Below are 19,574 nucleotides of genomic sequence, written 5' to 3'. Positions count from 1 at the left end.
GTCCTCCTACTGGGCGATGACCGCGGGCTGGGCGAGGGCCAGCGGGGTGCTGGCGCTGTGGCTCTTGACGATGCCGTTGACGGAGCGGGCGCTGATGGTGAACGTCTGCGGGTTGGATGTCCCGGAGATCGCGGAGACGGTCATGACCTCGCCGCCGAGGCGGATGTTGAAGGGGAAGTCGGCGCCGCCGGTGTTCCAGCTGGGTCCGGTGGTGGTGTTCACGGACAGGGTCAGGGCGGTGGAGTTGATGCCGGTGGCGAGTTCGCTGCTGCTGATGTCGGCGCGTCCCAGGAGGCTGTCGCCGGTGACGCCCACGGTCCATGGGGATGCCGGGGTGCAGTTGAATTCGAGGCCCCAGTCGGCGGGGTGGCCGATGGTCTCTGTGTAGCCCTGGGCGAGGAGGTCGATGGGGCCGGGTGGCAGCCAGGCGGGCGGGTTGGCGATGGTGGCGCGGTCCCCGGAGTCGAGGCCGGTGGCGCTGTCGATCAGTGTGGGTGCGGCGGCGAGGTCGACGTGCAGGAGGGGGTAGCGGGCCTCGTCGACGGTTCCCAGGTGAAGACGCCAGGCGGCTTGCTGCTGCACCTGGTCGTCGGAGTAGAGGTTGAGGGTGAGCGAGTCGTCGTAGACGCCGACGCCGCCCGGTGGGGCGGCCGTGGACAGGGCGCCGGTGTCGAGGGTGAGGCGTGCGGAGGCGCCGTCGGTGCGCTGCACGGTGATGTCGTTGCGGATGTTCTGGTCGTCGTCGACGGGTTCGAGTGGCGGGGCCACATGCCCGGGGCTCTGGTAGTTGAGGGCGAGGGCGACGGGCTGGTTGTAGAGGGAGTTGCGGTCGCGGTAGGTGAGGCCGACGCTCTCGCGCTGCTCGGAGAGGATCCCGCCGTCGGCGTCGGCGGCCTCCTCGAACAGGGTGAGGAGGGTGTCGGGGCGCTGTGGGCCGACCTGTTCTTGGGTGGTGGGGTCGCCGTACTGGGTGAGCGGGAGGTTCTCCTCCACGCCGAGGCGGGTCATGCGGGCGCCGGCGGTCTCCCCGGTCCACGCGTCGATGGCTCCGGAGTAGGCGGTGGTGGTGTTGGAGGGCCAGGCGGAGATGTGTCCGAGGGCCATGCCGTCCAGGTCGGCGCTGTAGCCGTCGGGCGGGGATGCGACGCCGGTCGGGCGGCCCACGGTGCCGGCGAACGAGGCGAACGCGTTGCCGGCGTCGCCGCCGACGTCTGTCCAGGTGATGACCCAGTCGACGTTGCCGCCGTTCTGGGTGGCGGTGAACCGGACGTGGATCCAGGCGCCGTAGAGGTCGGTGCCGGTGGCCACGTCCTGGGTGAAGACGGTGGTGCCGTCGGTGGCCAGGCCGATGATGCGGGTGAGGTCGTTGCGTTGCTGGATGTACCACTCGGCGACGGTGCCGGTGGACAGGATCCGCATGAACGTGCGCAGGGTCGTGTTCGCGGTGTCGAGGCGGTAGATGTAGCGGACGGCCCAGCTGGTGATCGCGGCGGTGGGGGCTGGGATTCGTCCGGACATCATCGGCAGGTCGGCTCCGCTGGAGGCGAGTACCGGCAGCGCGTTGGAGGAGGCCAGGGTGTCGGCGCTCGCCCAGGTGGCGCGGGTCAGGGTGAGCGGGGCGACACCGGCGACGGGGCTGTAGGCGCGGGTGGCGGAGGCGCCTTCCTCCATGGGCCAGTAGGCGAGCGGGGTGTAGGAGGGGATGCGCCGTCTCAGGGTGGAGTCGAGGGCTTTGGTGCCCTGCCCGAGGCGGCGCAGGATTCCCGCGGCCTCGACCGGTACGCGTACGTCCTTGCCGGAGACGTCCCAGCGGGACGGCCAGGAGGACACCTCGCCGATGAAGCGGGTGCGCCGGTTGGTGATCGTGGCCGGGGCGGTCACCGTCCAGGTCAGGCCCGCGCTGTCCACGAAGCTGCCCGCGCCGGCGGCCGGGATGCTGAAGTCCGGGACGGCCACGACGGAGCCGCCGATACCCGAGCGGACCTCTGCCTTGTGGAAGCGGCCGTTCGGCTGGGTGAAGCCGACGTCCGTGGCGCGGCCGACCCGCAGCGCGGTCGCCGAGTTGAAGATGGACGTCGTCCCGGCCTGCACGACCGCGCTGCCGAACTGGGTCCACGGCCCGGACGTCCCCGAGGGGGCGGTGTAGAAGGTGACGGTGCGCCCGCCGGCGCCGTTGTCGACGTCCAGGGTGGCCCGCAGCGCGATGCGGCCGGACGCCGTGTTGGGGAAGGGAAGAGTCGACGACGCCGACAGGGTGGCGGTGCCGTCCGCCGACCACTCGAAGTACAGGGCCCTGTTGCGGGTACCGAGGAACCAGCTCTTGGTGCCGCCCGCGAACCCCAGCTTTCCCACGAGGTGGGTGGTGGACCCGCTCCCGGTCGCGTAGTCGGTCCAGTTGGACAGGGTGGCGTCGATCCGTACGTCGAGGTCCCCGGTGATGTCGAGGGCTGCTGTGTCCGGGGTGGACGCGTAGGCGGTGGACGAGCCGGGCAGGTCGAGGAAGGGGGTGCCTGCCTTGACCGAGACGCGGATGAGGGTGTTGCGTCCGATGAGCAGGTAGTACGGCGAGAGCGGATTGCGCGGGCTGTACTTGCCCGACCTGTTGTTGAAGGTCAGCGTGCACTTGCCCGGGTCGACCCGCACCCCCTCGTCGGCCCGGCCCCGGCTGATGACGATCTTGTTGGCGGTGTACACGTCGGACGTGACGTCGACCCATGTGCCGCCGATCCACAGCTCGACCAGCACGGTCAGCGGGGTCTGAGGGAACACCACGGCAGGACTCCCTTCACCCGGTGAGGATCTGGATGCTGCCGCGCCCGTCGACGCGGACCATCTTGCGCAGGAGCTTCTTGAACTCCCCGTCGGCGCCGGCCATGTCGAAGCGGACCGTGACCATCCCGCCGCCCGCCTGCGCTCCCAGCAGCGGCGCCATGCCGGTGGTCAGGGGCCGTACGGGGGTGGCGAGTTCGGGGTCGACGAGGCCTCGCATGGTCTTGTCGAGGACGCCGCGGTTGTCCTCGGCACCCATGGCGATACCGGGCGGCAGCCAGCGGCCGATGACCCTGGCCATCACCTTCGACGGGGAGCCGATACCGAGGGCCTTGGCGATCGGGCCGGGGATCATGTCCTTGGCCCAGCCGATCAGCGTGCTCCGCAGCCAGGAGCCCATCGACTTGATGCCGTTCCACAGGCCGGTCACGATGTTCTGCCCCTTGCCGTAGAGCAGGCTGCCCAGGGATCCGACCGCGCGGGCGATCCGTCCCGGTAGTCCGGACATCCAGCCGACCAGGGACAGGGCCCGGCTGACGGCGGCGTCCTTGAGGGACTGGAAGGCGCGGGAGGCGGTGTTGCGCAGACTCCCGGCCAGGCTGGACAGGGCCTTGAGGAGGCGGCCGGGCAGGCCGATCTGCCACTGGACCAGTGCCAGCATCTTGTTGATGGCCCAGTCCTTGGCCGATCCGAACCAGCCCGCGAACTTCCCGGGCAGTGTCCCGAACCACCCGAAGGCGTCCGACAGCCAGGAGATGGTCGCGTCGAACGCGGTGGTGATGGCTCCCCACACCGCGGACCAGATCGTCTGGAACCACGTGGTCTTCGTCGCGATGATGACGATCACGGCGACCAGGGCGACGACGGCGAGGATGATCCAGGTGATCGGCGAGGCGAACAGGGCGGTATTGAACAGCCACTGGGCGCCCGTCGCGATCGCGGTCGCCGCGGCCCACGCGGTCTGGGCTGCGGCCCACACCATCATCCCGCCCTTGATCAGCAGGACCGTGCCCGCGATCCCGGCGAGGGTGTAGGCCAGCGGCTCGAACACGCCCGCGTTGTCCATGGCGAAGCTGACGAACCCGCCCGCGACGTCGGCCAGTTGACCCAGGGCCTTGCGCTTGAACTCCTCCAGAGCCGATGTGGCGCTGCCCCCGACCTTCTCGACGAGCCGGTCCGTGGACCCCGCTGCGGTGTCCATGCCCGCCGCGGCGGCGGCGGTCGCGGGGTCGAGGGCGAACAGTGCCTCGCCCAGCACGTTGCCCGGGTCGCCGAACAGGGCCGCCGCCGCGTTCAGTTTGGTCTGCTCGCTGCCGGCCCCGCGCAGGCCGTCCATCGTCATCTGCAGGGCCTTCTCGGCCTGGTCCCCGCCCTGCCCGATCATCTTCGACATGTCCGCCGAGCTCAGACCGATCGACTCGAAGGCGGCATCGACGGACGTACCGCCGGCCAGCGCCCGCTCACCGAACTGACCGATCGCATCAGCCACCTGGTCGGCGTCCCGGGCGCCTGCCTGAAGTCCCTGTGCGAGCAGGCCGGTTGCGGTCTGGCCGTCCAGGCCGACGCGGCGCCACTGGGTGGAGTACTCGTTGAGCGTCTCCAAAAAGTCCCCGGCTTTATCGGCGCTGGAGCCGAGGCCGGTGGTGATGATGTCGAACGCCTCGTCGGCTGAGTCGGCCAGGCCGGTGCGCATCAACTGACCGACCGCCGCCGTGGTCATGGTCAGGTCCTGGTCGAACGTGTCCGCCAGAGCGAGTGCCTTGGTCGTCACACCTTCCAGGCCGCCTTCGGCTTGCGAGGTGTCGCCGATGTTCTGGTAGACGCCCTTGATGGCGAGGTTGACCGTCTCGACGCTGTCGCCCCACGCGTTCTCGTACACCGACGCGGACACCTGGGCGACGTCGGCGGCCTCGGCCGGCCCGAGGCCGAGCTGGGCGGCGAGCTTGTTGTTCGCCGCCTCCACGTTCAGGCTCTGCACGATGCCCGCGCCCAGAGCCAGGCCGACGCCGGCGCCGATCCCCGCGGCTGCCGCGTCGAACTTCTCGCGGACCTTGCCCAGCGTCTCGGTCGCCCGGTCGCGGGCGACCAGGTTGAACACGAGCGAGGTGTCACTCATGACTCACCCCCTGAGGACAGGGGGCGTCACCGCCCCGACTTGAGCTTCTCGTTGGCCTTCTGCTGCGCCTCTTCGTAGGCGTCGATCCAGTCGAGGTAGCGGTCTGCTTCCTGGACGGTGAGGGTGTCCCAGTCCCGGCCCACGATCCCCAGGAGGTGGGCCGCGTCGCCGAGCCGCCTCATTCGGCGATCGGCAGACTCGCTTTTCCCTCCTCGTCAGGGTCCTCGTACGCCTCGTCGATCTGCTCCTGGAGTTTCGTCAGGGCGGCGTACGCCTCGTCACCGGTGGCCACGCTGGCGACCTGGTCACGCATCAAGATCAGCTCACCCTTGGAATACTCCAGGGTCAGCTCGTCCCACTCGAACATCACGTCGGCGAACTTCAGCTGGGGGTGCAGGCGCTTGAGGAAGACGAACAGCAGCGCGCGCCGGCACAGGCTGTTGCCCTGGACGACGTCCTTCGCGAACACCGACCAGTTCCGGTCGGTGAGGCGCTCGATGAGCTCACGCTCGGGCGTGACGATGCCCCGCTTCGGGCTGTACTTCCACCGCTGCTCGTCGCCTTCGGCAGGCTTGTAGATCAGGTACACGGTTGCTCTCGCTTCTCTTACCGGGCCCGGGACGCGATGCGCCGGGCCATGTCTTCCATCGCCTGTTCCACAGCGTCCCGGTACCCGTTCGCCCGGCCCTCGAAGGACCGGTCGAACCAGTCGATCTTTCCGCGCTGCTGCACCCACTGGTCGCGGTTGCCGTACACGGGGTGGCGCCAGCCGCTCGCCCGGTTGGTGCGCTTGGGCGCGTTGGGGAAGTTGCGGATGTTCTTCGTCTTGAAGGCCTTCACCCGGGCGCCGGACCAGCGCCCCCCGAGCTTCACTTCCGGCCTGATCTTGCGGGCGATCGACGAGCGCAGGGCGGGCGCCGTCGGCATGATCCCCGAGGACGGCATCGCCATGATGCTGCTCTTGGCCTCGGCGGCGCCGGGCTTGAGGGCCTCGCGCATGTTCTTCGCGAGGTCCTTGCGCAGAGCCTTGCCGTCCTCCTCGGCACGGATCGCGCGGACCAGGGCGTCCAGGCCCTCGACGTTGCTGACGCCGAGGGCGAACGGCGGCCCGCCTGCCATCAGGAAGTCGCCCTCGTCACAGCCCCCGAGGTGGGGAAGCCCTGGCTGACGGTGGCCTCGTCACCGACCGACCCGGTCAGCGGACTCCAGCCGGTGATCAGGATGCTGCCGGTGTACTTCGGGTTGGAGGTGCCGACCGCGGCCTGGTCGGCGCGCACCTCGAACGGGACGACCGTGCCCAGCAGCGGCCACATGATGGCGTCGAGTTCCGCAGCGGTGAAGGACTGGAGGAACTCGCAGCCCAGCTCCGCGGACTTGAGGCCACCGAGGACTTCCTTCCAGCCGAGGCTGGCGTAGTTGGTGACGTCCTTCTCCTCGACCTCGACCGTCAGCTCGGCCTTCTTGGTGTAGGTGTTCAGGACGTTCGCGTTGATAGACAGGTACTCGGCGAGCAGAACCATCTTGGGCACGACAGGCCCCCCTTTCCGGGCATGGCGAGAAACCCGGACCGAGGCCGGCCGGGCAGAGGTGGGGTGCGGACTATCCGATGCCGAGGGTGGCGGCGAACAGGAACGACGGAGTGGTGCCGGAGATCGTCCAGGCGATGCGCCACCACGTGTCCGTGATGGCCGTGCCCGCGGTGCGCTGGATCTGCCCGCCCACGGCGGTCGCCGCGGTGAACGTCAGCCGGGTCGTTGGGCTGGCGAAGGTGTTGTCGACGGAGGACTCCACGCGCGCGGTGATCGACGGGGTGGTACCGGCCACCGACAGCACGTGCAACGCCGCGTACATGCGCTTGTTCAAGGCGACGGCGCCGACCTGGAGGCCGGTGCCCGTGCCGGTCGCGGTGCGGGCGGTGCCGGGCGGGTGGGCGAACTGGCCGCGTACCAGCGGCCATGCCGACTTCGCGGTGCCGGTCCAGGGGGCGACCTCACCGACCGCGTCGCCGAGTTTGTAGTCGGCGCGCAGGGCGCTGGTGAAGTACGCCAGGCTGCCCACGGACGCGTCGTTGTTCGCGCTGACCGACCACGGGCCGACGCCGCCGAGCTGGGACCAGGACGCGTCGTCGACTTTGGACGGGTCCCCGGCCTCCCACTGTCCCTCGGCGGAGATCTCAGCCGAGCCCAGGCCGCCGAGGTTCTCCTTCCAGCCTGCCGAGCCGTAGTTCGTGGTGTCCTTCGCCTCGACCTCGGCGGACAGCTCGACCTTGTTCGAGACGGTGGTCAGGTCGGCGGCCACGGCGAAGCACCGCACGTTGGTCAGGATGGTCTTGGGCACGTCACTCCTCCTCGCCGGCGGCGGTCTTGCGGCGGGCGCGGGGGCGCGCGTCCTTGCCCGGCGGGCCGACTTCCTCGGCGACGCCGGAGGCGACCAGGTGTGCGGCCTCTGCCGTGGGCAGTTCGGTGTCCTCGCCCTGGGCGGGCCAGGGCTGGCCGTTGCGCGCCGCGCCGTCGGGCATCTGGACCAGCATGCGGATCTTCATCAGGTGTTCCCGTCTCCGATGACCTTGATGGCCAGCTCGGCGCCGAGGTAGGTGGACCCTTGGTGCTCGTACCAGCGGTAGCCCTGCACGCGTTCGATGTGGAGGTCGTCGGCCGCGCCGCCGAGGGCGAGTTCGCCGGGGGCGCCGCGGGCTGCCTCGATCGCCACCTTCAGCGAGGCCGGGCCCGCGCCGGACAGCATCGCGTCCAGGATCCGCTGGGTGGAGCGGTCATCGGCGCGGCCGGCCAGCACCCGGCAGGTGAAGTCCAGCCCGTCCGTACCGCGGCCGTGTGTCTTGTCGTAGGTGACCTCGACTTCGGCGACGAAGAAACACGGGACGACCACCGAGTCCGGTACGTAGCCGGTCGACGTCAGCTTCCCGATACCGGTGGGCAGGACCACCGCACGGGCAGCGTCCGCGATGGCGTCACGGACCAGGGAGATCTGCACAGCCGCCCCCTTATCCGAAGCCCGGCAGGATGTACGGCTCGATGAGCGCCCACACGTCGGGGTCCCGGCGGGAGAGGTTGCGCACGCCCCACTCGGCGGAGCCGATGATGCCCTCGGGTGAGTCCTTGCGCTTATAGAGGCGGGAGGCCTGGATCATCGCGGCCTCGGCGATGTCGTCCGGAACAGCCGGCCAGCCGAACCGGGCGGTCACCCGCAGGCGGGTGGTCGCGATGCCCCACGTTGCCAGGGGACGCAGCAGTCCGGTGATCGGCTTGCCGTCCGCCAGGGCGTTGTCGGGGGATGTCTCGTATCCGGTGACCGCGCTCCAGGACGCTCCCGATCCGGTCTCGACGAGCAGGCCGGCCGCGCTGCCGATGTCGTCGATGAGGAACAGGTCGCCGTCGTCCTCGCGCACGATGCTGCCGCGCGGGTTGAACGTGCGCTGCACGGCCGTCGCGTCGAGCCAGAAGCGGCGGCCACAGGTCTTGTCGATGCTCCGGGACGCGGACCGGCGGGCCCGGTCCAGCAGCGCGTCGCGGGTGTCGTCGGTGGCCTCGATGCCGAGCTGGACCTTCAGGTCTTCCAGGGTGACGTACTCGTTGGCCACGTCATGCCTGCTCGGCGGGGCGCGCCCGGCGGCCCTTCGGCGGCGTCGAGCGGGAGGCGGGCGCGGTCTTGCCGTCGGCCGTCGGCTCGTGTCCGCGCAGCTTCAACTGCTCGTCGACCTGGGCGACACGGGCGTCCATGCCGCGCACGGCGTAGCCCTCGCGTTCGCGCAGCAGGGCGGCGACCATCGGGTCCTCGGTCTGCGGTTCGGTCATTGCTTCGCTCCTGCGGTGAGGCCGGACACGCAGGGCCCGCCCCAGGCGAGGCGGACCCTGCGTGATGGAGGGATCAGACGCCGGTGAACGTCGGCGCGATCAGCCCGGTGCCCGCGATCTTCCGGGCGTGGGCGTACCGGGCGTGGGTGTAGGCGAAGTAGCCGTACACGACCATGAGCACCCCGAGGCTGGCGACCTTGGTCTGCTCCGCCCGGATGTACATCGGGGCGTTCGCGTCCTCCCACAGGTGGCACTCCTGGCGGTCCACCAGGTAGATCTCGTCCTCGGTGCCGCCGCCGAGCGTCGTGGCGATGTTGTTGTCGACGATGACCGGAGTGCCGTTGGGCAGCACGCCGCGCACGCCGCTGCCGTAGGTGGTGGCGTAGTTGGCGCCCAGGGTCTGTGCCACGATCCCGGGCTGCGTGATCACGGGCCAGGTGGACGCCATGGCGTTCTGCATCCAGTACCAGCGCCGGGAGTGCATGACCGCGATGTTGTCGCCGGTCGCCATGTCCAGAAGCGCACCCTCGACGCCCGACAGACCCTCGATCACCTTCGGGTACAGCTCCGCGACGGTCGGGCTGGCGTCGGTGTAGGCGACCGAGGTCGCCACGTTGGTCAGGCCGTTGGTGGCCTGGTTGAGGAGCGTGGAGTCCAGCTTGGTCGAGTAGCGGCGGAACAGGTCGTCCAGGACGACCGGCTCCACGCCGGCGCCCCGCTCGATGGCCTGCCGGGACAGCGTCTGCTGGCCCGCGTTGGTCTGCACCGTGACCGGCAGCAGCGTGTCGTCGATGTCCGTCTCAGCGACGGCGATGTTCTCCGACGCCTGCAGGTCGACGTTGGTCGCCGTGGTGATGCGGGAGATGTTGACCGTCATGCCCTGCGCGGGCAGGTCGTGCGGACGGCACGAGTCCGCGAACGGACGGCGCGCGGCAGCCGCCGGGGCGTACAGGTCGGTCAGGTACTGCGGCACGACCAGGCCCGCGAACGCGCCCGTGCCCGCCGCACGCTGCCCGGTACGCGGGTCGATCTGGTCGCCGCGCTCCACGCGTTCCTCGGCCATGTGCCGGCCAAGTCGGTCGCGGGCCTCGTAGTCGCCCATGAACGCGGCGGCGACGTCGCCCTCGAATGCGGCACCGCGCCGGTCCTGGTCGGGCCGGTAGGTGCGCTCCTCGGCGCCCACCCGGTGCACCCGGTCGTAGGCCGGTGCCCGGTTTGCGGCCGGGACGGTGCGCGCCTGCAGAGCGGTCACCTCGTCCTCGCGGACCTGCTCGGCCTCCAGCTGGTCGAGCGCTGCCTGGCGGCGGGTGACCTCGGCGTCCGCCGTGTCGCGGGTGGCGACCCGCGCGGTGACCGCGTCCTCGGTCAGGTTGTCGTCGGAGCGCAGCGCCATCAGCGCGTCCTGCTCCTGCTGTCGTGCGGTGATCGCCGTGTCCAGGGCGGTGCGCGCCTGGGCGATCAGCTCGGCGAGGGTCATCCTCGTCGTCCTTTCGTCGTCGTGATTCAGGCGCCCCGTGTCCAGACAGACGGCCACCCGAGGCATGGCGCCGGGTGGTCTCGTGCGCGAAGAGCGCAGGGCAGTACTCCCGCCGGACGGCGGGAAGATCAGAGGTCAGCGGGCGAGAGCGATCTCCAGCAGCGCCCGGGCCCGGCTGGACGTCGGGGCGGTCGGCTGGCGCATGCTCGCCCCGGTGTGGGGGTTGGCGCCGTAGCCGACGATCGCGACGTCGCCGCGGTGGATGTCGTACCGGTTGATCCGGTACTCGGTGTAGTCCGGGGACCACTGGCCCGACTCGATACGGAACGCGAACGACATCTCGTCGACCAAGCCCGCGCGCAACTTCGGCGCGATGTAGGCGACGTCGTAGTCCGCGGGGTCGAGGGCGGGCGCGTGGACGGACAGGCCGGTGCCGTCCTCGGCGAGCAGCAGCGTGCCGGTGGTGGTGCGGGCCATGCGGCGCAGCTGGTCGTGGCCCAGGACGAGCGGCACGTCGAGGTCCGCGCGGGCCAGCGATTCGGAGCCTGCGCCCTCGGTGACGATCTCGGTGTACGGGCCGAAGTAGTCCCACATCTCGTAGGCCTGCTCGTACACCGTGGCGTGCCCGAGGAACTCCAGCGTGCCGCCGCCTCCGTCGGCCTCGCGCAGCTGCACGCCGGACAGCCGGGCGCGCATCACGGCGCGGGATCCACTCTGCTCGGCGCTGCGCCGCTGTGAGGGGCGGTCGCGGCGGGCGGTGGTGTGCTGTGCCCGTTCGGCCGCAGCGGCGGCGAGCGCGGGTGTGGTCATGACGGTGCTCCCGGTACGGCGGTCGTGGGCTGTGCGGGGACGGAACGCGAGCCGAACAGCCGGTCGAACTCGGCGAGCTGGTCCTCGGTGAAGGGCGGCAGGTTCTCCAGCGCCCGGGCTTCGGACGGGGCGAGCGTCCGGTTGGTGATGCGCGCGCCGATGGTGCGGGCCCGCGCCTCGGGGTCCATGCGCAGCAGCGCGTCGGTGTTCAGCTTCACGAACCGCGGGCCGGACACGAGCTTGCGGCTGAACGCGTCCTCGCGGCGGCCCACCGCAGGACCCAGATTCATGATCAGGAACTGGAGGTTGCGCTGCGTCATGTTGGCGTAGGTGATGCTGCTGCCCGACACCGCCACGTCGATCAGGTCACCGGGGACACCGAAGAACCGGGCGATGTCCTGCGCCCCGTACTGGCGGGCCTCCAGGAACGAGGACTGCGAGGCGACAGCCTGGATCGGCTTGTACTCCCAGTCCATGCCGTGGACGAACAGACCTGAGCTGTCGACGGAGGCCCGGAACTGCTCGCGCGCGATCCGGGCACTGTCCTTGTCCACGACCTTCGCCGTGTTCTTCAGCTCGGCCAGCGGCACCGCCCCGCCGGCGAACCAGTCACGGGCGAACTGCTGCGCCGACAGCGTCTCTTCGATCGTCCACGCGGCGTAGGCCACGGGCGACAGGCCGAGCGGGCAGCCGGCCACGGTGTACTGCTTCTCGTGCCAGACCTCCCACGGCTCGTACTCCTTGCCGTTGATGACGAACTTGGTGATCGTCGAACCGTTGCCCCGGACGGTGACCGCGCCGAGTTCCACCAGGTCGATGCGGCCGGGCAGGCCTCGGCCGTCCGGGCCGATGACCCCGGTCCGTTCGGTGATGGTCCCGAAGCAGTTCCCGCCCCGGTCCAGGTCGAACTCAGTGGAGTACACCCATTCCTTGATGCCGACCTCCAGGCCGCCCGGGGCGACCAGGACGGGAGGCTTCGGCACCTCTACCTGGATCCCGTTGACGTACCGGTACACGTCGATCGGGAACGACGACATGAGGTCCGCACGCAGGCGCAGGCACGCCCACACCGCCGAGTTCCGCAGCGCCGTCTCGTTGGTGACGTGCACCCGGTTGGTGCGCCCTTCGCGGGAACGCGCGAGGAGATCCTCGGCGGACGTGATCTGCGCGTCGCGGGTGAACGCGCCCTTCAGCCTGGACCAGGCACCCATGCCGCGCCTCCCCTCACGCGAACGAGTCCGCGATGTCGTAGTCGTCGATCACGTGCGGGCCCCGGATCAGCAGCGCCCACCGGGCGAACGTGACGGCGCACAGCGGGCTGATCTCGGTCAGGGAACTCGTGCGGTCCAGCGTCCACGCGTCGCCGTTGCGGCGGGTGCGGGCGCCGTTGACGGCGGCGGTCAGCGGGACCTGGTCGAGGTGGACGACCGTGCCCTGGTTCATGGCGTCGGCCAGCTGACCGCACGCCTCGATGATGTCCCCGGACCGCATCACAGCCAGGTCGCCGCGATCCGGATGCTCCTTGTCCTTGGGCACGTCGATGCCCGCGGCTACCAGGTCGTCGATCAGAGAACTGGCCGGCGCCCCAGATGCGGCGACCGCCACGGCCACTGGCTTCCACAGCTTGTGCAGCCGGGCCACCGCGGGCACCACCCAGTCCGTACCGGTCCGGTACGCCACGACCTCCAGGTGCACCTTGCCGTCCGGCCGGAGCGAGGCCGCACTGATCGCCGCGCGCTTGCGGTCCTGTGACACGTCGATGGCCAGAGCGACGCTGGACGCCACCGGCTTGCTGGCCTCGTCGACCAGGCCCGGCCACTTCCCCTTGGGGACGTTCGGGTCGACGGGCGGCGTCGGCTTCCGGGTCCGGTTCAGGTACGCCCGGTCGAACTCTGCCGGATCCAGCTTCACCAGCTCCGCAGCGATGACCGCCTCGGTGACCGTGAAGCCGAGCGCGGGCAGCGTCGCGTACCAGGTCGCCGGGTCATCGCGCGGCATGTCCTCCGGGGCGAACCACTCGAAGTAGCAGACGCCCGGCCACACACCGGTCTTCCACGCCTCCTCGATCAGCGCCCGCCCGATGGCCCGCTTCTTGTTCAGCCACACGCTCTTCGTCGTGCCACCGGCGGACGCCCACCACAGCTGAGCCATGGGCCGCGTCGTCATCGCTGGAGAGAACGCCTGCTCCAGACGGTCGTCCTCGTGCTTGAACGCCTCGTCGATGATGCCCAGGTCGAGGGCGGGGCCGTGTCCGGCCGACTCGGTGTTCGCGGTGATGCCCATGCGCGACCGGGTCGCTGGCCACAGGATCTTCTCGTTGCCGTTCGACTTGCGGATCCGGGCCCGCCGCACCAGGTCGGAGTCTGAGATCTTCTCCCAGAACTCGTCCTCCCAGCGCTGCCGCGCCATGTTCCGGTCCTGCGCCGCGTAGATGATGTTCTGCCGGTGCCACGCCATGGCTCGGTGAACCTGTAGCCCTAGGATCAACTCAGTCTTGCCCTGCTGTCGTGACACCGACAAGCCGGCCTCACGGTGGACGAACACCCCGTCCTCGTCCAGTTCAAGGGCGACGTCCGTGACGTACTTCTGCCACGGCATCGGCGGGGCGCCGAGCTTCTCCATGACCTTCCACAGCTTCGGCCCCAGCGACTTCCGCTCAGGGTTCCGAGGCGTGCCCCAGCGCGGCGGGCACTCCAGCCCGTACCGCTCCCGGAGATCCTCGGCGAACTCAGTCGGGGGAGCCCAGGTCTCCGAGGTCGTCGTCATCGTCAGCGGCCCGCCCCTCCAGCAGCTGGGCGAGCGTCTGCCGCAGCTCGCGGATCAACTGGGGGAGCAACCGGTCCTCTTGGGTCACCGGCTCTCCACACGTCTCGCACTGGGCAGTCGCCGCAGCATCGATCCGGACGGCCAGCGTGTAGGCCAACTCGGACAGGGACGGCTCGACGCCGACCAGGTCGCCGAGCTGCTCGACGTCGCTACGCACGGCGTCCTCGACCGAGCCCATGGCGCCCCCTTCCAAGATCATCCCTGTGCCATCGGGCCGGGGGGAGAAAAATAAAAGCTGGGCGCGGGGTTGCGATATGTCCGTTTTCTAAAAATCCCAGGAGATCCCGAGCTGATCGGCCGGATCAGTCCTGGTCACGGCCCTGCGAACCAGTCGACCGAGGTGACCAGTTGGACCACTTCGGACAGGGGGCGGTCGCTCTTCTCGCTGTTGCACTTGCGGAGGCAGATGGGGCAGCCGGTGACGCCGTGGATGGGGGCGAGGTTGTCGGGGTCGAGGCGGGCGCCGCCCTTGCTGCGGGGGTGGATGTGGTCGACGGCGGTGGAGGCGCCGTGGCCGCAGACGATGCAGACGTCGGATGCGGCGAGGATGCGCTCGCGTACCTTCCGGTACTCGTAGCTGGTGAGGTCGCTGCTGCTGGCCACGCTCACCCCCTGGGACACGACGCAGCCCCAGCCGGGGGGATTGGCTGGGGCTTCGTGTGCGTCTGTGGTGCCCGTCTGCGGACACAAGGGTTCCCGGAGATCGTTACACGCTATCTGACCTGCGGTCAAGCAGCATTGCGTGCGGCGCGGTTGGCGGCGAGGGCGGCGACGGCTTCAGCGGCGTACCAGGGCTGCCGGGCACTGCCGCCGGCGCGGTCGAGCTGGCCTCGGTGGACGAGCAGTCGGACGCCGCCGAGGGTGACACCGAGGACGCGGGCGGTCTGGTGTGCGGTGAGGTGGCCGGGCCGGATGTTCTGCGACTCCATGCCTCCATGATGCGGTAGGGAGGGAGGCGCGGGCGGGGAGTCTGAAGGGCCTGTTCCCCGTTTCCCACGCGTCCCGGGTGGTGCCTCCCTGGCCTCCCTGACTGGCCATTTCCGCAGGTCATGTACAGGGAGGCAGGGCAGGGAGGCGTTAGGGAGAACTCCCCGAGATCTAGGCGGGTCCCTCCTCGTCATCGACGTCCTCGGCGAACCGTTCCAAGATGGCGTCCTGGACGCGGTCGCGGGCGACGACCATCACGCCGTTGGACTTGTACTGCTCGGCCCCGTACGGCTCCAACGCCCTCTTCAGGTCGGTGGGCCCCCAGCTGCCGTACGCCTCCGGGTTGCGGGCGGCGAGGCGGTGCAGCACCTCCTGCGCGAGGACGCGTGTGTCGTCGGCGAGGATCGCGGCGACGTCGGCGAGCGGGTCGGCCGGCTCGAACGTCGGCTCATCGACGGCCGGGCCGCCCTCGTACAAGCCCATCGCCCGTACGACCACGGGCGTCACCTCGTCGACACCCTTGTCGGGATCACGCGCCACATAGTGGGCACGCACCACCTCGAACGGCTTGTTGCTGAACCCCACGGTCACCGCCGTGCCGACGTCCTCGCCGGGAATCAGCGTGGTCGCGGTGACGCCGGCCTTGTGACGCCCGGAGCCGAGCAGCCCGTCATTCGCCACGTGGTCGCCGACCGCGAACGCGACACGGTGGCTGGTGTTGCGGGTGACGTCACGCGGCAAGCTGTCGGCGGTCGGGGACACGGTCACCCACACGAGGGTGATGGCTGTCTTGCGGGCCTTCTTCATCACCTTGATGGCCAGCTCAGCGGCCTCTTTGCCGTACTCCTTGTGCATGAACAGCTCGTGGCACTCGTCGAACACGACGACCTTGGGCCGCATCCGCGGGTCCTTCAGGGCCAGCTCGCGCGTCACCTTCGTGGCGCCCTCGCCGAGTTCCTCCAGCAGCTTGCCGCGGGTGGTCACCTCGTCGCGCAGGCTGCGCAGGGCCTTCAGCGCGGCGTAGACGTCCTCGTCGTCGTCGCCCTTGACCAGGACCCGCAGGCGCGGCTTCAGCGGGTCGTAGTCCGTGTTGTACGCCATGACGTACGCCTCGACGATGACCAGCGGATCGAGGATCGCGCCGAGCAACAGGGCGATGACCAGCGACGACTTACCCGAACCCATGATGCCGCCGACCATGTAGTTCGCGGCCATGAGCTTGCCGATGATGGGCTCGCCGCGCTGGGAGACGGCGACGGGAATGCCCTTGAAGTAGTCGGTGGTGCCCTCGGTGAGCAGCGGCCAGGGCGGGACCGGCCCGGACAGTGAGCCCTGGTCGGCGACCCACAGATCGAGGGTGCCGGGCTGCTTCGGGGGCTCAGTGGGCCACACCTCGACGGGCTTGCGCAGCAGGTTGTGGGCGAGGACGTTCTTCCTGCCGAGGATCATCTCGACGGTGACGCCCATGGGGAGCTGCAACTGGGTGTGCCAGCCGTTCCCGGAGCGGGTGGTGGGCTGCTCCCATCTCGGTTGCCAGCCGTCCTTGATGGCCTTGTTGAGCGGGGCGATGCCGAGGTTGCCGAGCGCGCGCAGGATGGCGCCCTCGTCGGGTACGACGTCCCGTTCGTCGCTGCCTGCGGGCAGTGCCCATGCGGGTGCGGTCTGCCGGTGCCGGCCGACGGCCCACACCCCGGTGAGGGCGAGCCAGGGCAGCGAGTACAGCAGCGGTTCCCACAGCACGCCCGCGATGAACGCGACCCATCCGACCAGCTCGATGACGGTGTTCAGGGGGGTGAGGACGTCCCGGACGTCGTGGTTGTACGAGGCCAGCATGAGGCCGAGCATGAGCAGCACGCTGCCTGTGCTGAGGACTGCGGCGGCGATGGCCTTGGGGGCGTTGAGGATCATCTGCAACAGGTCCATGCGCCGCTTGTGGCGGGCGAAGCGGTAGGCGTAGGCGCGTTGTTCCCACTGCCGTACGAGTTCCTCGTTCCCCGCGGCCTCGGCCTGGCGCATCATGCGTGCGTGCGTGGCGGTCGTGCGGGCCTCCCAGGTACGGCGGGTGAGGACGCGGGTACCCCCGACGACGTAGGCGCCGTGTCGGACGAGGATCCGGTACGCGGCGTGCTCGCGGGCCTCGACGACGACCCGCCGCAGGGCTTCGGTATGGACGTGGCGGCGGGGCTGTACCTCGGTCGCGGGTACGGGGGTACCTGCCGTACCCGGGGGTGCGGGTACATCGGGTACGGGTGTACCCGTCGGATCGGTGTGGGCGGGTGCGGTCGTGTCCGTCATCCTGGTCTCTCCGGTCGTTCTCTGGACGGTCCGGGACACGGGGCGCCCGGGTGTACCTGTGCCGGGTACGGGCGCCCCGTGGTGTACCTACTTGCCGTTGGCCTCGCGCTTGCGGGCCCGGTCCTTGATCCGCTGAATGCCCTTGTCGATGTCGGGCTGGTCCTGAATGTTGGCGATGGCGCGGCGGGCGCCGCGGACCTCCAGGCGGACGATGGCGGCCTTCTCCCAGAACGTCAGCTTCGGCTCAGGCACGGTTGCTCCCCTTGTTGAAGTCGCGCCACATGGAGCGCAGGACGAGGGCGACGATCGCGATGGACAGGCCGCCGATGGCGAGCGCGATGGACGCGAACGCGAGGCCGATGGAGCCGACGCAGACGGCGCCGCCGATCGCGAGCCACTCGCCCCCGCTGCGGCCCTGGTGGTGCTGGTGCTGGCAGGCCTGCGGGGCGGGCTGCTGCTGTGCCGCCTTGGCCAGCTCGACGGCGGCGAGCGCGATCTGTACGGCGGCCGTGTTCACCGCGGCCTCTCTCGCTGCGGCCTCGGCCTTGTCGAGGGCGTCGCTCACGCAGTCCACCCCCGCACGCGGCGGGTGATACGCGGCCACAGCAGGACGCCGGCGGCGAACGCGAGCACCGCGGGCTGCGAGACGACGGCGGCCACGACCGCCAGGACGACGGCGAGCAGCGCCGGATAGGCGACGAGGAGACCGAGGACGGCCCCGAAGACCAGGCGCATCATGAGCGCACCCCCGTCAGCTCGTCACGGATGCGCTGCGCACGGCCCTGGCCGATCGAGTACGTCTCCTTCAGGCGCCGTACCCCGGGTACCTCGCCGGGGAAGTCGGTACGTACCTGGGGGATGAGCGGGTCCGGGTACGGGGTGTCCTCGTCGGTGGGCTCGGTGGGGTTGCCGGCCTTGTCGGCGTAGTCGTCCGGGACCTGCCAGTCGAGGTGTACCTGTGCATCAGGTACGGGGTACTCGTGCGCCGGTGCAGGCTCGGGTACGGGTAGCTCGACGACCGGCCCGACGGCGACCGGAGCGGGCGCGGGGCGGGCGACGATCGGCAGCAGCCGGACGCCCGGAGGTACGGCGGCGGGTACGGCAGGTACCCGTACGGCGATCGCCGGGTACGCCTCGGGTACGGGCGGCGCCGTGGCGGGTACGGGGACCCGCTCGACGGCCGCCGCGAACTCAGCGACAGACTCGGCGGGTACGTCGTCCTCGTCGCGGGCGAGAGCGTGGGTACGCCACAGCGCGACCGGCACGAGGACCGAGACGACCGTGACGAGTTCGAGGTTCACGCGCACGACCCCGGCATCGAGGGCGTGAGCGGCCACCTGCGCGGCGCACATCAGGATGAGCGACAGGGCGACGTCGAACGCACGGAACCACTTCAGAGCGGCGATGACGTAGCAGTCGAGGGCGAGCGGCAGCATGACCGCGATCGGCTGCTGTGCGCCCAACCGGCGGGCCAGCTCGTACTCGGCGATGGCGGTGTAGGCGAGGCCGGCCGCAGTCGACGTCCGGCGGATCCACGTACGGGCGGGGTCGGTGGTCACCGGCCACCCCCGAGGATCGTGTGCAGCTGGTCGGCGAGGTCGCGCAGCCGGTCCGCGTATCCGTCGAGGGCGGCGGCGAGGCTGTACAGCTGGACGGGGGTCAGGGTCCGGCCGGGCGGGTAGACCGAGACGCCGGGCGTCCGGCCGCCAAGGCTCGGGTCGCCGGGCGTCGCGTACGGGGACTGTGCGAGGCACGCGGCGATGACCTCGGTGCCGTGGAAGGCGAGGTTGACGTCGGGGCCTTTGTGGAGGATGTCGGCGCGGTGGTAGTCGGGCCTGTGGTTGGGGTGGCCGATGCACCAGGCCGGGCAGGTCACGGTGACCGGGCCGTGGTCGGCCGTGGGCAGCGTGATGGTGCGGGGCTCGGTCACTGGTCCTCCCCGGTCGGGAGCGTGACGGTCTGCGGGGTGCGGGCCTGGTACGGGCGGTAGGTGACCGGGCTGTCGGCGGTCCAGCCGCACAGCTGCCCCGCGGCCCGCGCGATGTCCGAAAGGCTCGGCGAGGTGAGTGCCGAGTTCGCGATGATCCGGGCGTTGCTGGCGCGCTCGCGCATCAGCCGGTTGGCGGTGTCGTCGTCAGCGGCCTGGTCGGCGAGGGGCACGGTGAGGGCTTCGACGATCGCGGCGAGGAGGTCGCGGACGGGCTCGGGCAGGGTCTGCTCGCTCATCGTGCGGCCACCGCCTCGGAGGCGCGGGCGAGGAGGAAGGCGTCGTCGCGGTGATCCTGGGTGCGGCGGTCGGCGCTGTTGGTGTAGTCCTCGCGGCAGAGGCGGTGCAGTTCGGCGACGCGGGCGTTCTTGATGGTGCCGGTGACGCCGGCCTGGGTGACGCGGACGCTGATGGTGCGTCCGGCGATGCGGCGGATGATGCCCGCGGCGATGAGCCTGCGGGTCGGGGTGATCGCGGGCATGGGAAGATCCATGACAGCCGTTCTCCTTGCTTGATCAAGGGTTCGGTCAGGCCCTCGGTCGGTGCTCGTAACAC

Annotated in this window: 26 protein-coding genes; all 26 read right to left on the bottom strand. The window is 70.3% G+C overall.

Annotated features, from left to right (window positions below; all coding sequences use genetic code 11):
• Positions 1-6: 6 nt before the first annotated feature.
• Positions 7-2,772, bottom strand: coding sequence for a hypothetical protein (locus G3I71_RS32810; protein ID WP_164320356.1), 2,766 nt, complete (start codon positions 2,770-2,772; stop codon positions 7-9).
• A 13-nt stretch (positions 2,773-2,785) separates the two neighbouring features.
• Positions 2,786-4,885 carry a phage tail tape measure protein gene (locus tag G3I71_RS32805; RefSeq protein ID WP_164320354.1) on the bottom strand — a complete coding sequence of 700 codons (2,100 nt, stop codon included), beginning with the start codon at positions 4,883-4,885 and terminating at the stop codon, positions 2,786-2,788.
• A 26-nt stretch (positions 4,886-4,911) separates the two neighbouring features.
• Entirely contained in the window at positions 4,912-5,067 is a 156-nt protein-coding gene (locus G3I71_RS32800) for a hypothetical protein (protein WP_164320352.1), read from the bottom strand.
• Positions 5,064-5,474: a hypothetical protein gene (locus tag G3I71_RS32795; protein ID WP_164320350.1), complete on the bottom strand. Its 411-nt coding sequence runs from the start codon at positions 5,472-5,474 to the stop codon at positions 5,064-5,066. Before G3I71_RS32795 ends, G3I71_RS32800 begins: the two co-directional genes overlap by 4 nt.
• A gap of 17 nt (positions 5,475-5,491) precedes the next feature.
• Complete coding sequence (locus G3I71_RS32790) at positions 5,492-6,004, bottom strand: hypothetical protein (protein WP_239149481.1); 513 nt, start codon at positions 6,002-6,004, stop codon at positions 5,492-5,494.
• Positions 6,004-6,405, bottom strand: coding sequence for a phage tail tube protein (locus G3I71_RS32785; RefSeq protein ID WP_203732000.1), 402 nt, complete (start codon positions 6,403-6,405; stop codon positions 6,004-6,006). Before G3I71_RS32785 ends, G3I71_RS32790 begins: the two co-directional genes overlap by 1 nt.
• Before the next feature lie 79 nt (positions 6,406-6,484).
• Positions 6,485-7,222 (bottom strand): hypothetical protein, encoded by a 738-nt coding sequence (locus G3I71_RS32780; protein WP_164320346.1) that lies wholly within the window; start codon positions 7,220-7,222, stop codon positions 6,485-6,487.
• Position 7,223: 1 nt separating this feature from the next.
• Positions 7,224-7,427, bottom strand: a complete 204-nt coding sequence (locus G3I71_RS32775; protein ID WP_164320344.1) for a hypothetical protein — start codon at positions 7,425-7,427, stop codon at positions 7,224-7,226.
• Complete coding sequence (locus G3I71_RS32770; protein ID WP_164320342.1) at positions 7,427-7,876, bottom strand: hypothetical protein; 450 nt, start codon at positions 7,874-7,876, stop codon at positions 7,427-7,429. The genes G3I71_RS32775 and G3I71_RS32770 overlap by 1 nt, the downstream gene beginning before the upstream one ends.
• Positions 7,877-7,886: 10 nt before the next feature.
• On the bottom strand, positions 7,887-8,483 hold the full coding sequence (locus G3I71_RS32765; RefSeq protein ID WP_164320340.1) for a phage head-tail connector protein: 597 nt from the start codon (positions 8,481-8,483) through the stop codon (positions 7,887-7,889).
• 1 nt (position 8,484) lies between these two features.
• Entirely contained in the window at positions 8,485-8,697 is a 213-nt protein-coding gene (locus G3I71_RS32760; protein ID WP_164320339.1) for a hypothetical protein, read from the bottom strand.
• 73 nt (positions 8,698-8,770) lie between these two features.
• A complete protein-coding gene (locus G3I71_RS32755; protein ID WP_164320337.1) occupies positions 8,771-10,174 on the bottom strand; it encodes a hypothetical protein in 1,404 nt (467 codons plus the stop codon).
• A gap of 135 nt (positions 10,175-10,309) precedes the next feature.
• A complete protein-coding gene (locus G3I71_RS32750) occupies positions 10,310-10,984 on the bottom strand; it encodes an HK97 family phage prohead protease (protein WP_164320335.1) in 675 nt (224 codons plus the stop codon).
• Complete coding sequence (locus G3I71_RS32745) at positions 10,981-12,195, bottom strand: phage portal protein (RefSeq protein WP_164320333.1); 1,215 nt, start codon at positions 12,193-12,195, stop codon at positions 10,981-10,983. Before G3I71_RS32745 ends, G3I71_RS32750 begins: the two co-directional genes overlap by 4 nt.
• 13 nt (positions 12,196-12,208) lie before the next feature.
• Positions 12,209-13,750 (bottom strand): terminase family protein, encoded by a 1,542-nt coding sequence (locus G3I71_RS32740; RefSeq protein WP_239149480.1) that lies wholly within the window; start codon positions 13,748-13,750, stop codon positions 12,209-12,211.
• On the bottom strand, positions 13,713-13,988 hold the full coding sequence (locus tag G3I71_RS32735) for a hypothetical protein (protein ID WP_164320331.1): 276 nt from the start codon (positions 13,986-13,988) through the stop codon (positions 13,713-13,715). Before G3I71_RS32735 ends, G3I71_RS32740 begins: the two co-directional genes overlap by 38 nt.
• A 134-nt stretch (positions 13,989-14,122) precedes the next feature.
• Entirely contained in the window at positions 14,123-14,413 is a 291-nt protein-coding gene (locus tag G3I71_RS32730) for an HNH endonuclease signature motif containing protein (RefSeq protein WP_164320329.1), read from the bottom strand.
• A 125-nt stretch (positions 14,414-14,538) separates the two neighbouring features.
• Complete coding sequence (locus G3I71_RS32725) at positions 14,539-14,739, bottom strand: hypothetical protein (protein ID WP_164320327.1); 201 nt, start codon at positions 14,737-14,739, stop codon at positions 14,539-14,541.
• A 169-nt stretch (positions 14,740-14,908) separates the two neighbouring features.
• Entirely contained in the window at positions 14,909-17,032 is a 2,124-nt protein-coding gene (locus G3I71_RS32720; RefSeq protein ID WP_164320325.1) for an FtsK/SpoIIIE domain-containing protein, read from the bottom strand.
• Positions 17,033-17,119: 87 nt separating this feature from the next.
• The gene (locus tag G3I71_RS32715) at positions 17,120-17,284 is read right to left on the bottom strand and encodes a DUF6257 family protein (protein ID WP_164320323.1); all 165 of its coding nucleotides are present in this window, start codon (positions 17,282-17,284) and stop codon (positions 17,120-17,122) included.
• Positions 17,277-17,597 carry a hypothetical protein gene (locus G3I71_RS32710; RefSeq protein WP_164320322.1) on the bottom strand — a complete coding sequence of 107 codons (321 nt, stop codon included), beginning with the start codon at positions 17,595-17,597 and terminating at the stop codon, positions 17,277-17,279. Before G3I71_RS32710 ends, G3I71_RS32715 begins: the two co-directional genes overlap by 8 nt.
• Complete coding sequence (locus G3I71_RS50430; RefSeq protein WP_203731977.1) at positions 17,594-17,770, bottom strand: hypothetical protein; 177 nt, start codon at positions 17,768-17,770, stop codon at positions 17,594-17,596. Before G3I71_RS50430 ends, G3I71_RS32710 begins: the two co-directional genes overlap by 4 nt.
• On the bottom strand, positions 17,767-18,591 hold the full coding sequence (locus G3I71_RS32705) for a hypothetical protein (RefSeq protein WP_164320320.1): 825 nt from the start codon (positions 18,589-18,591) through the stop codon (positions 17,767-17,769). Before G3I71_RS32705 ends, G3I71_RS50430 begins: the two co-directional genes overlap by 4 nt.
• A complete protein-coding gene (locus G3I71_RS32700) occupies positions 18,588-18,962 on the bottom strand; it encodes a hypothetical protein (protein ID WP_164320318.1) in 375 nt (124 codons plus the stop codon). The genes G3I71_RS32705 and G3I71_RS32700 overlap by 4 nt, the downstream gene beginning before the upstream one ends.
• Positions 18,959-19,258 carry a hypothetical protein gene (locus G3I71_RS32695; RefSeq protein WP_164320317.1) on the bottom strand — a complete coding sequence of 100 codons (300 nt, stop codon included), beginning with the start codon at positions 19,256-19,258 and terminating at the stop codon, positions 18,959-18,961. The genes G3I71_RS32700 and G3I71_RS32695 overlap by 4 nt, the downstream gene beginning before the upstream one ends.
• Entirely contained in the window at positions 19,255-19,512 is a 258-nt protein-coding gene (locus G3I71_RS32690) for a hypothetical protein (RefSeq protein ID WP_164320240.1), read from the bottom strand. Before G3I71_RS32690 ends, G3I71_RS32695 begins: the two co-directional genes overlap by 4 nt.
• Between the last annotated feature and the right edge of the window lie 62 nt (positions 19,513-19,574).

The organism is Streptomyces sp. SID12501, from assembly GCF_010550245.1.
In the GTDB taxonomy this organism is placed as follows: domain Bacteria; phylum Actinomycetota; class Actinomycetes; order Streptomycetales; family Streptomycetaceae; genus Streptomyces.
The sequence above is the reverse complement of the archived record's forward strand: the minus strand, read 5'-3'. Positions and strand labels throughout refer to the sequence as shown.

Excerpts from the sequence above, each read along its gene's own strand:
- G3I71_RS32740 (WP_239149480.1), bottom strand. The coding sequence starts at position 13,750 with ATGACGACGACCTCGGAGACCTGGGCTCCCCCGACTGAGTTCGCCGAG.
- G3I71_RS32750 (WP_164320335.1), bottom strand. The coding sequence starts at position 10,984 with ATGACCACACCCGCGCTCGCCGCCGCTGCGGCCGAACGGGCACAGCAC.
- G3I71_RS32800 (WP_164320352.1), bottom strand. The coding sequence starts at position 5,067 with ATGAGGCGGCTCGGCGACGCGGCCCACCTCCTGGGGATCGTGGGCCGG.
- G3I71_RS32735 (WP_164320331.1), bottom strand. The coding sequence starts at position 13,988 with ATGGGCTCGGTCGAGGACGCCGTGCGTAGCGACGTCGAGCAGCTCGGC.
- G3I71_RS32725 (WP_164320327.1), bottom strand. The coding sequence starts at position 14,739 with ATGGAGTCGCAGAACATCCGGCCCGGCCACCTCACCGCACACCAGACC.
- G3I71_RS32785 (WP_203732000.1), bottom strand. The coding sequence starts at position 6,405 with ATGGTTCTGCTCGCCGAGTACCTGTCTATCAACGCGAACGTCCTGAAC.
- G3I71_RS32775 (WP_164320344.1), bottom strand. The coding sequence starts at position 7,427 with ATGAAGATCCGCATGCTGGTCCAGATGCCCGACGGCGCGGCGCGCAAC.
- G3I71_RS32755 (WP_164320337.1), bottom strand. The coding sequence starts at position 10,174 with ATGACCCTCGCCGAGCTGATCGCCCAGGCGCGCACCGCCCTGGACACG.
- G3I71_RS32695 (WP_164320317.1), bottom strand. The coding sequence starts at position 19,258 with ATGAGCGAGCAGACCCTGCCCGAGCCCGTCCGCGACCTCCTCGCCGCG.
- G3I71_RS50430 (WP_203731977.1), bottom strand. The coding sequence starts at position 17,770 with ATGATGCGCCTGGTCTTCGGGGCCGTCCTCGGTCTCCTCGTCGCCTAT.
- G3I71_RS32790 (WP_239149481.1), bottom strand. The coding sequence starts at position 6,004 with ATGGCAGGCGGGCCGCCGTTCGCCCTCGGCGTCAGCAACGTCGAGGGC.
- G3I71_RS32805 (WP_164320354.1), bottom strand. The coding sequence starts at position 4,885 with ATGAGTGACACCTCGCTCGTGTTCAACCTGGTCGCCCGCGACCGGGCG.
- G3I71_RS32760 (WP_164320339.1), bottom strand. The coding sequence starts at position 8,697 with ATGACCGAACCGCAGACCGAGGACCCGATGGTCGCCGCCCTGCTGCGC.
- G3I71_RS32720 (WP_164320325.1), bottom strand. The coding sequence starts at position 17,032 with ATGACGGACACGACCGCACCCGCCCACACCGATCCGACGGGTACACCC.
- G3I71_RS32690 (WP_164320240.1), bottom strand. The coding sequence starts at position 19,512 with ATGGATCTTCCCATGCCCGCGATCACCCCGACCCGCAGGCTCATCGCC.
- G3I71_RS32745 (WP_164320333.1), bottom strand. The coding sequence starts at position 12,195 with ATGGGTGCCTGGTCCAGGCTGAAGGGCGCGTTCACCCGCGACGCGCAG.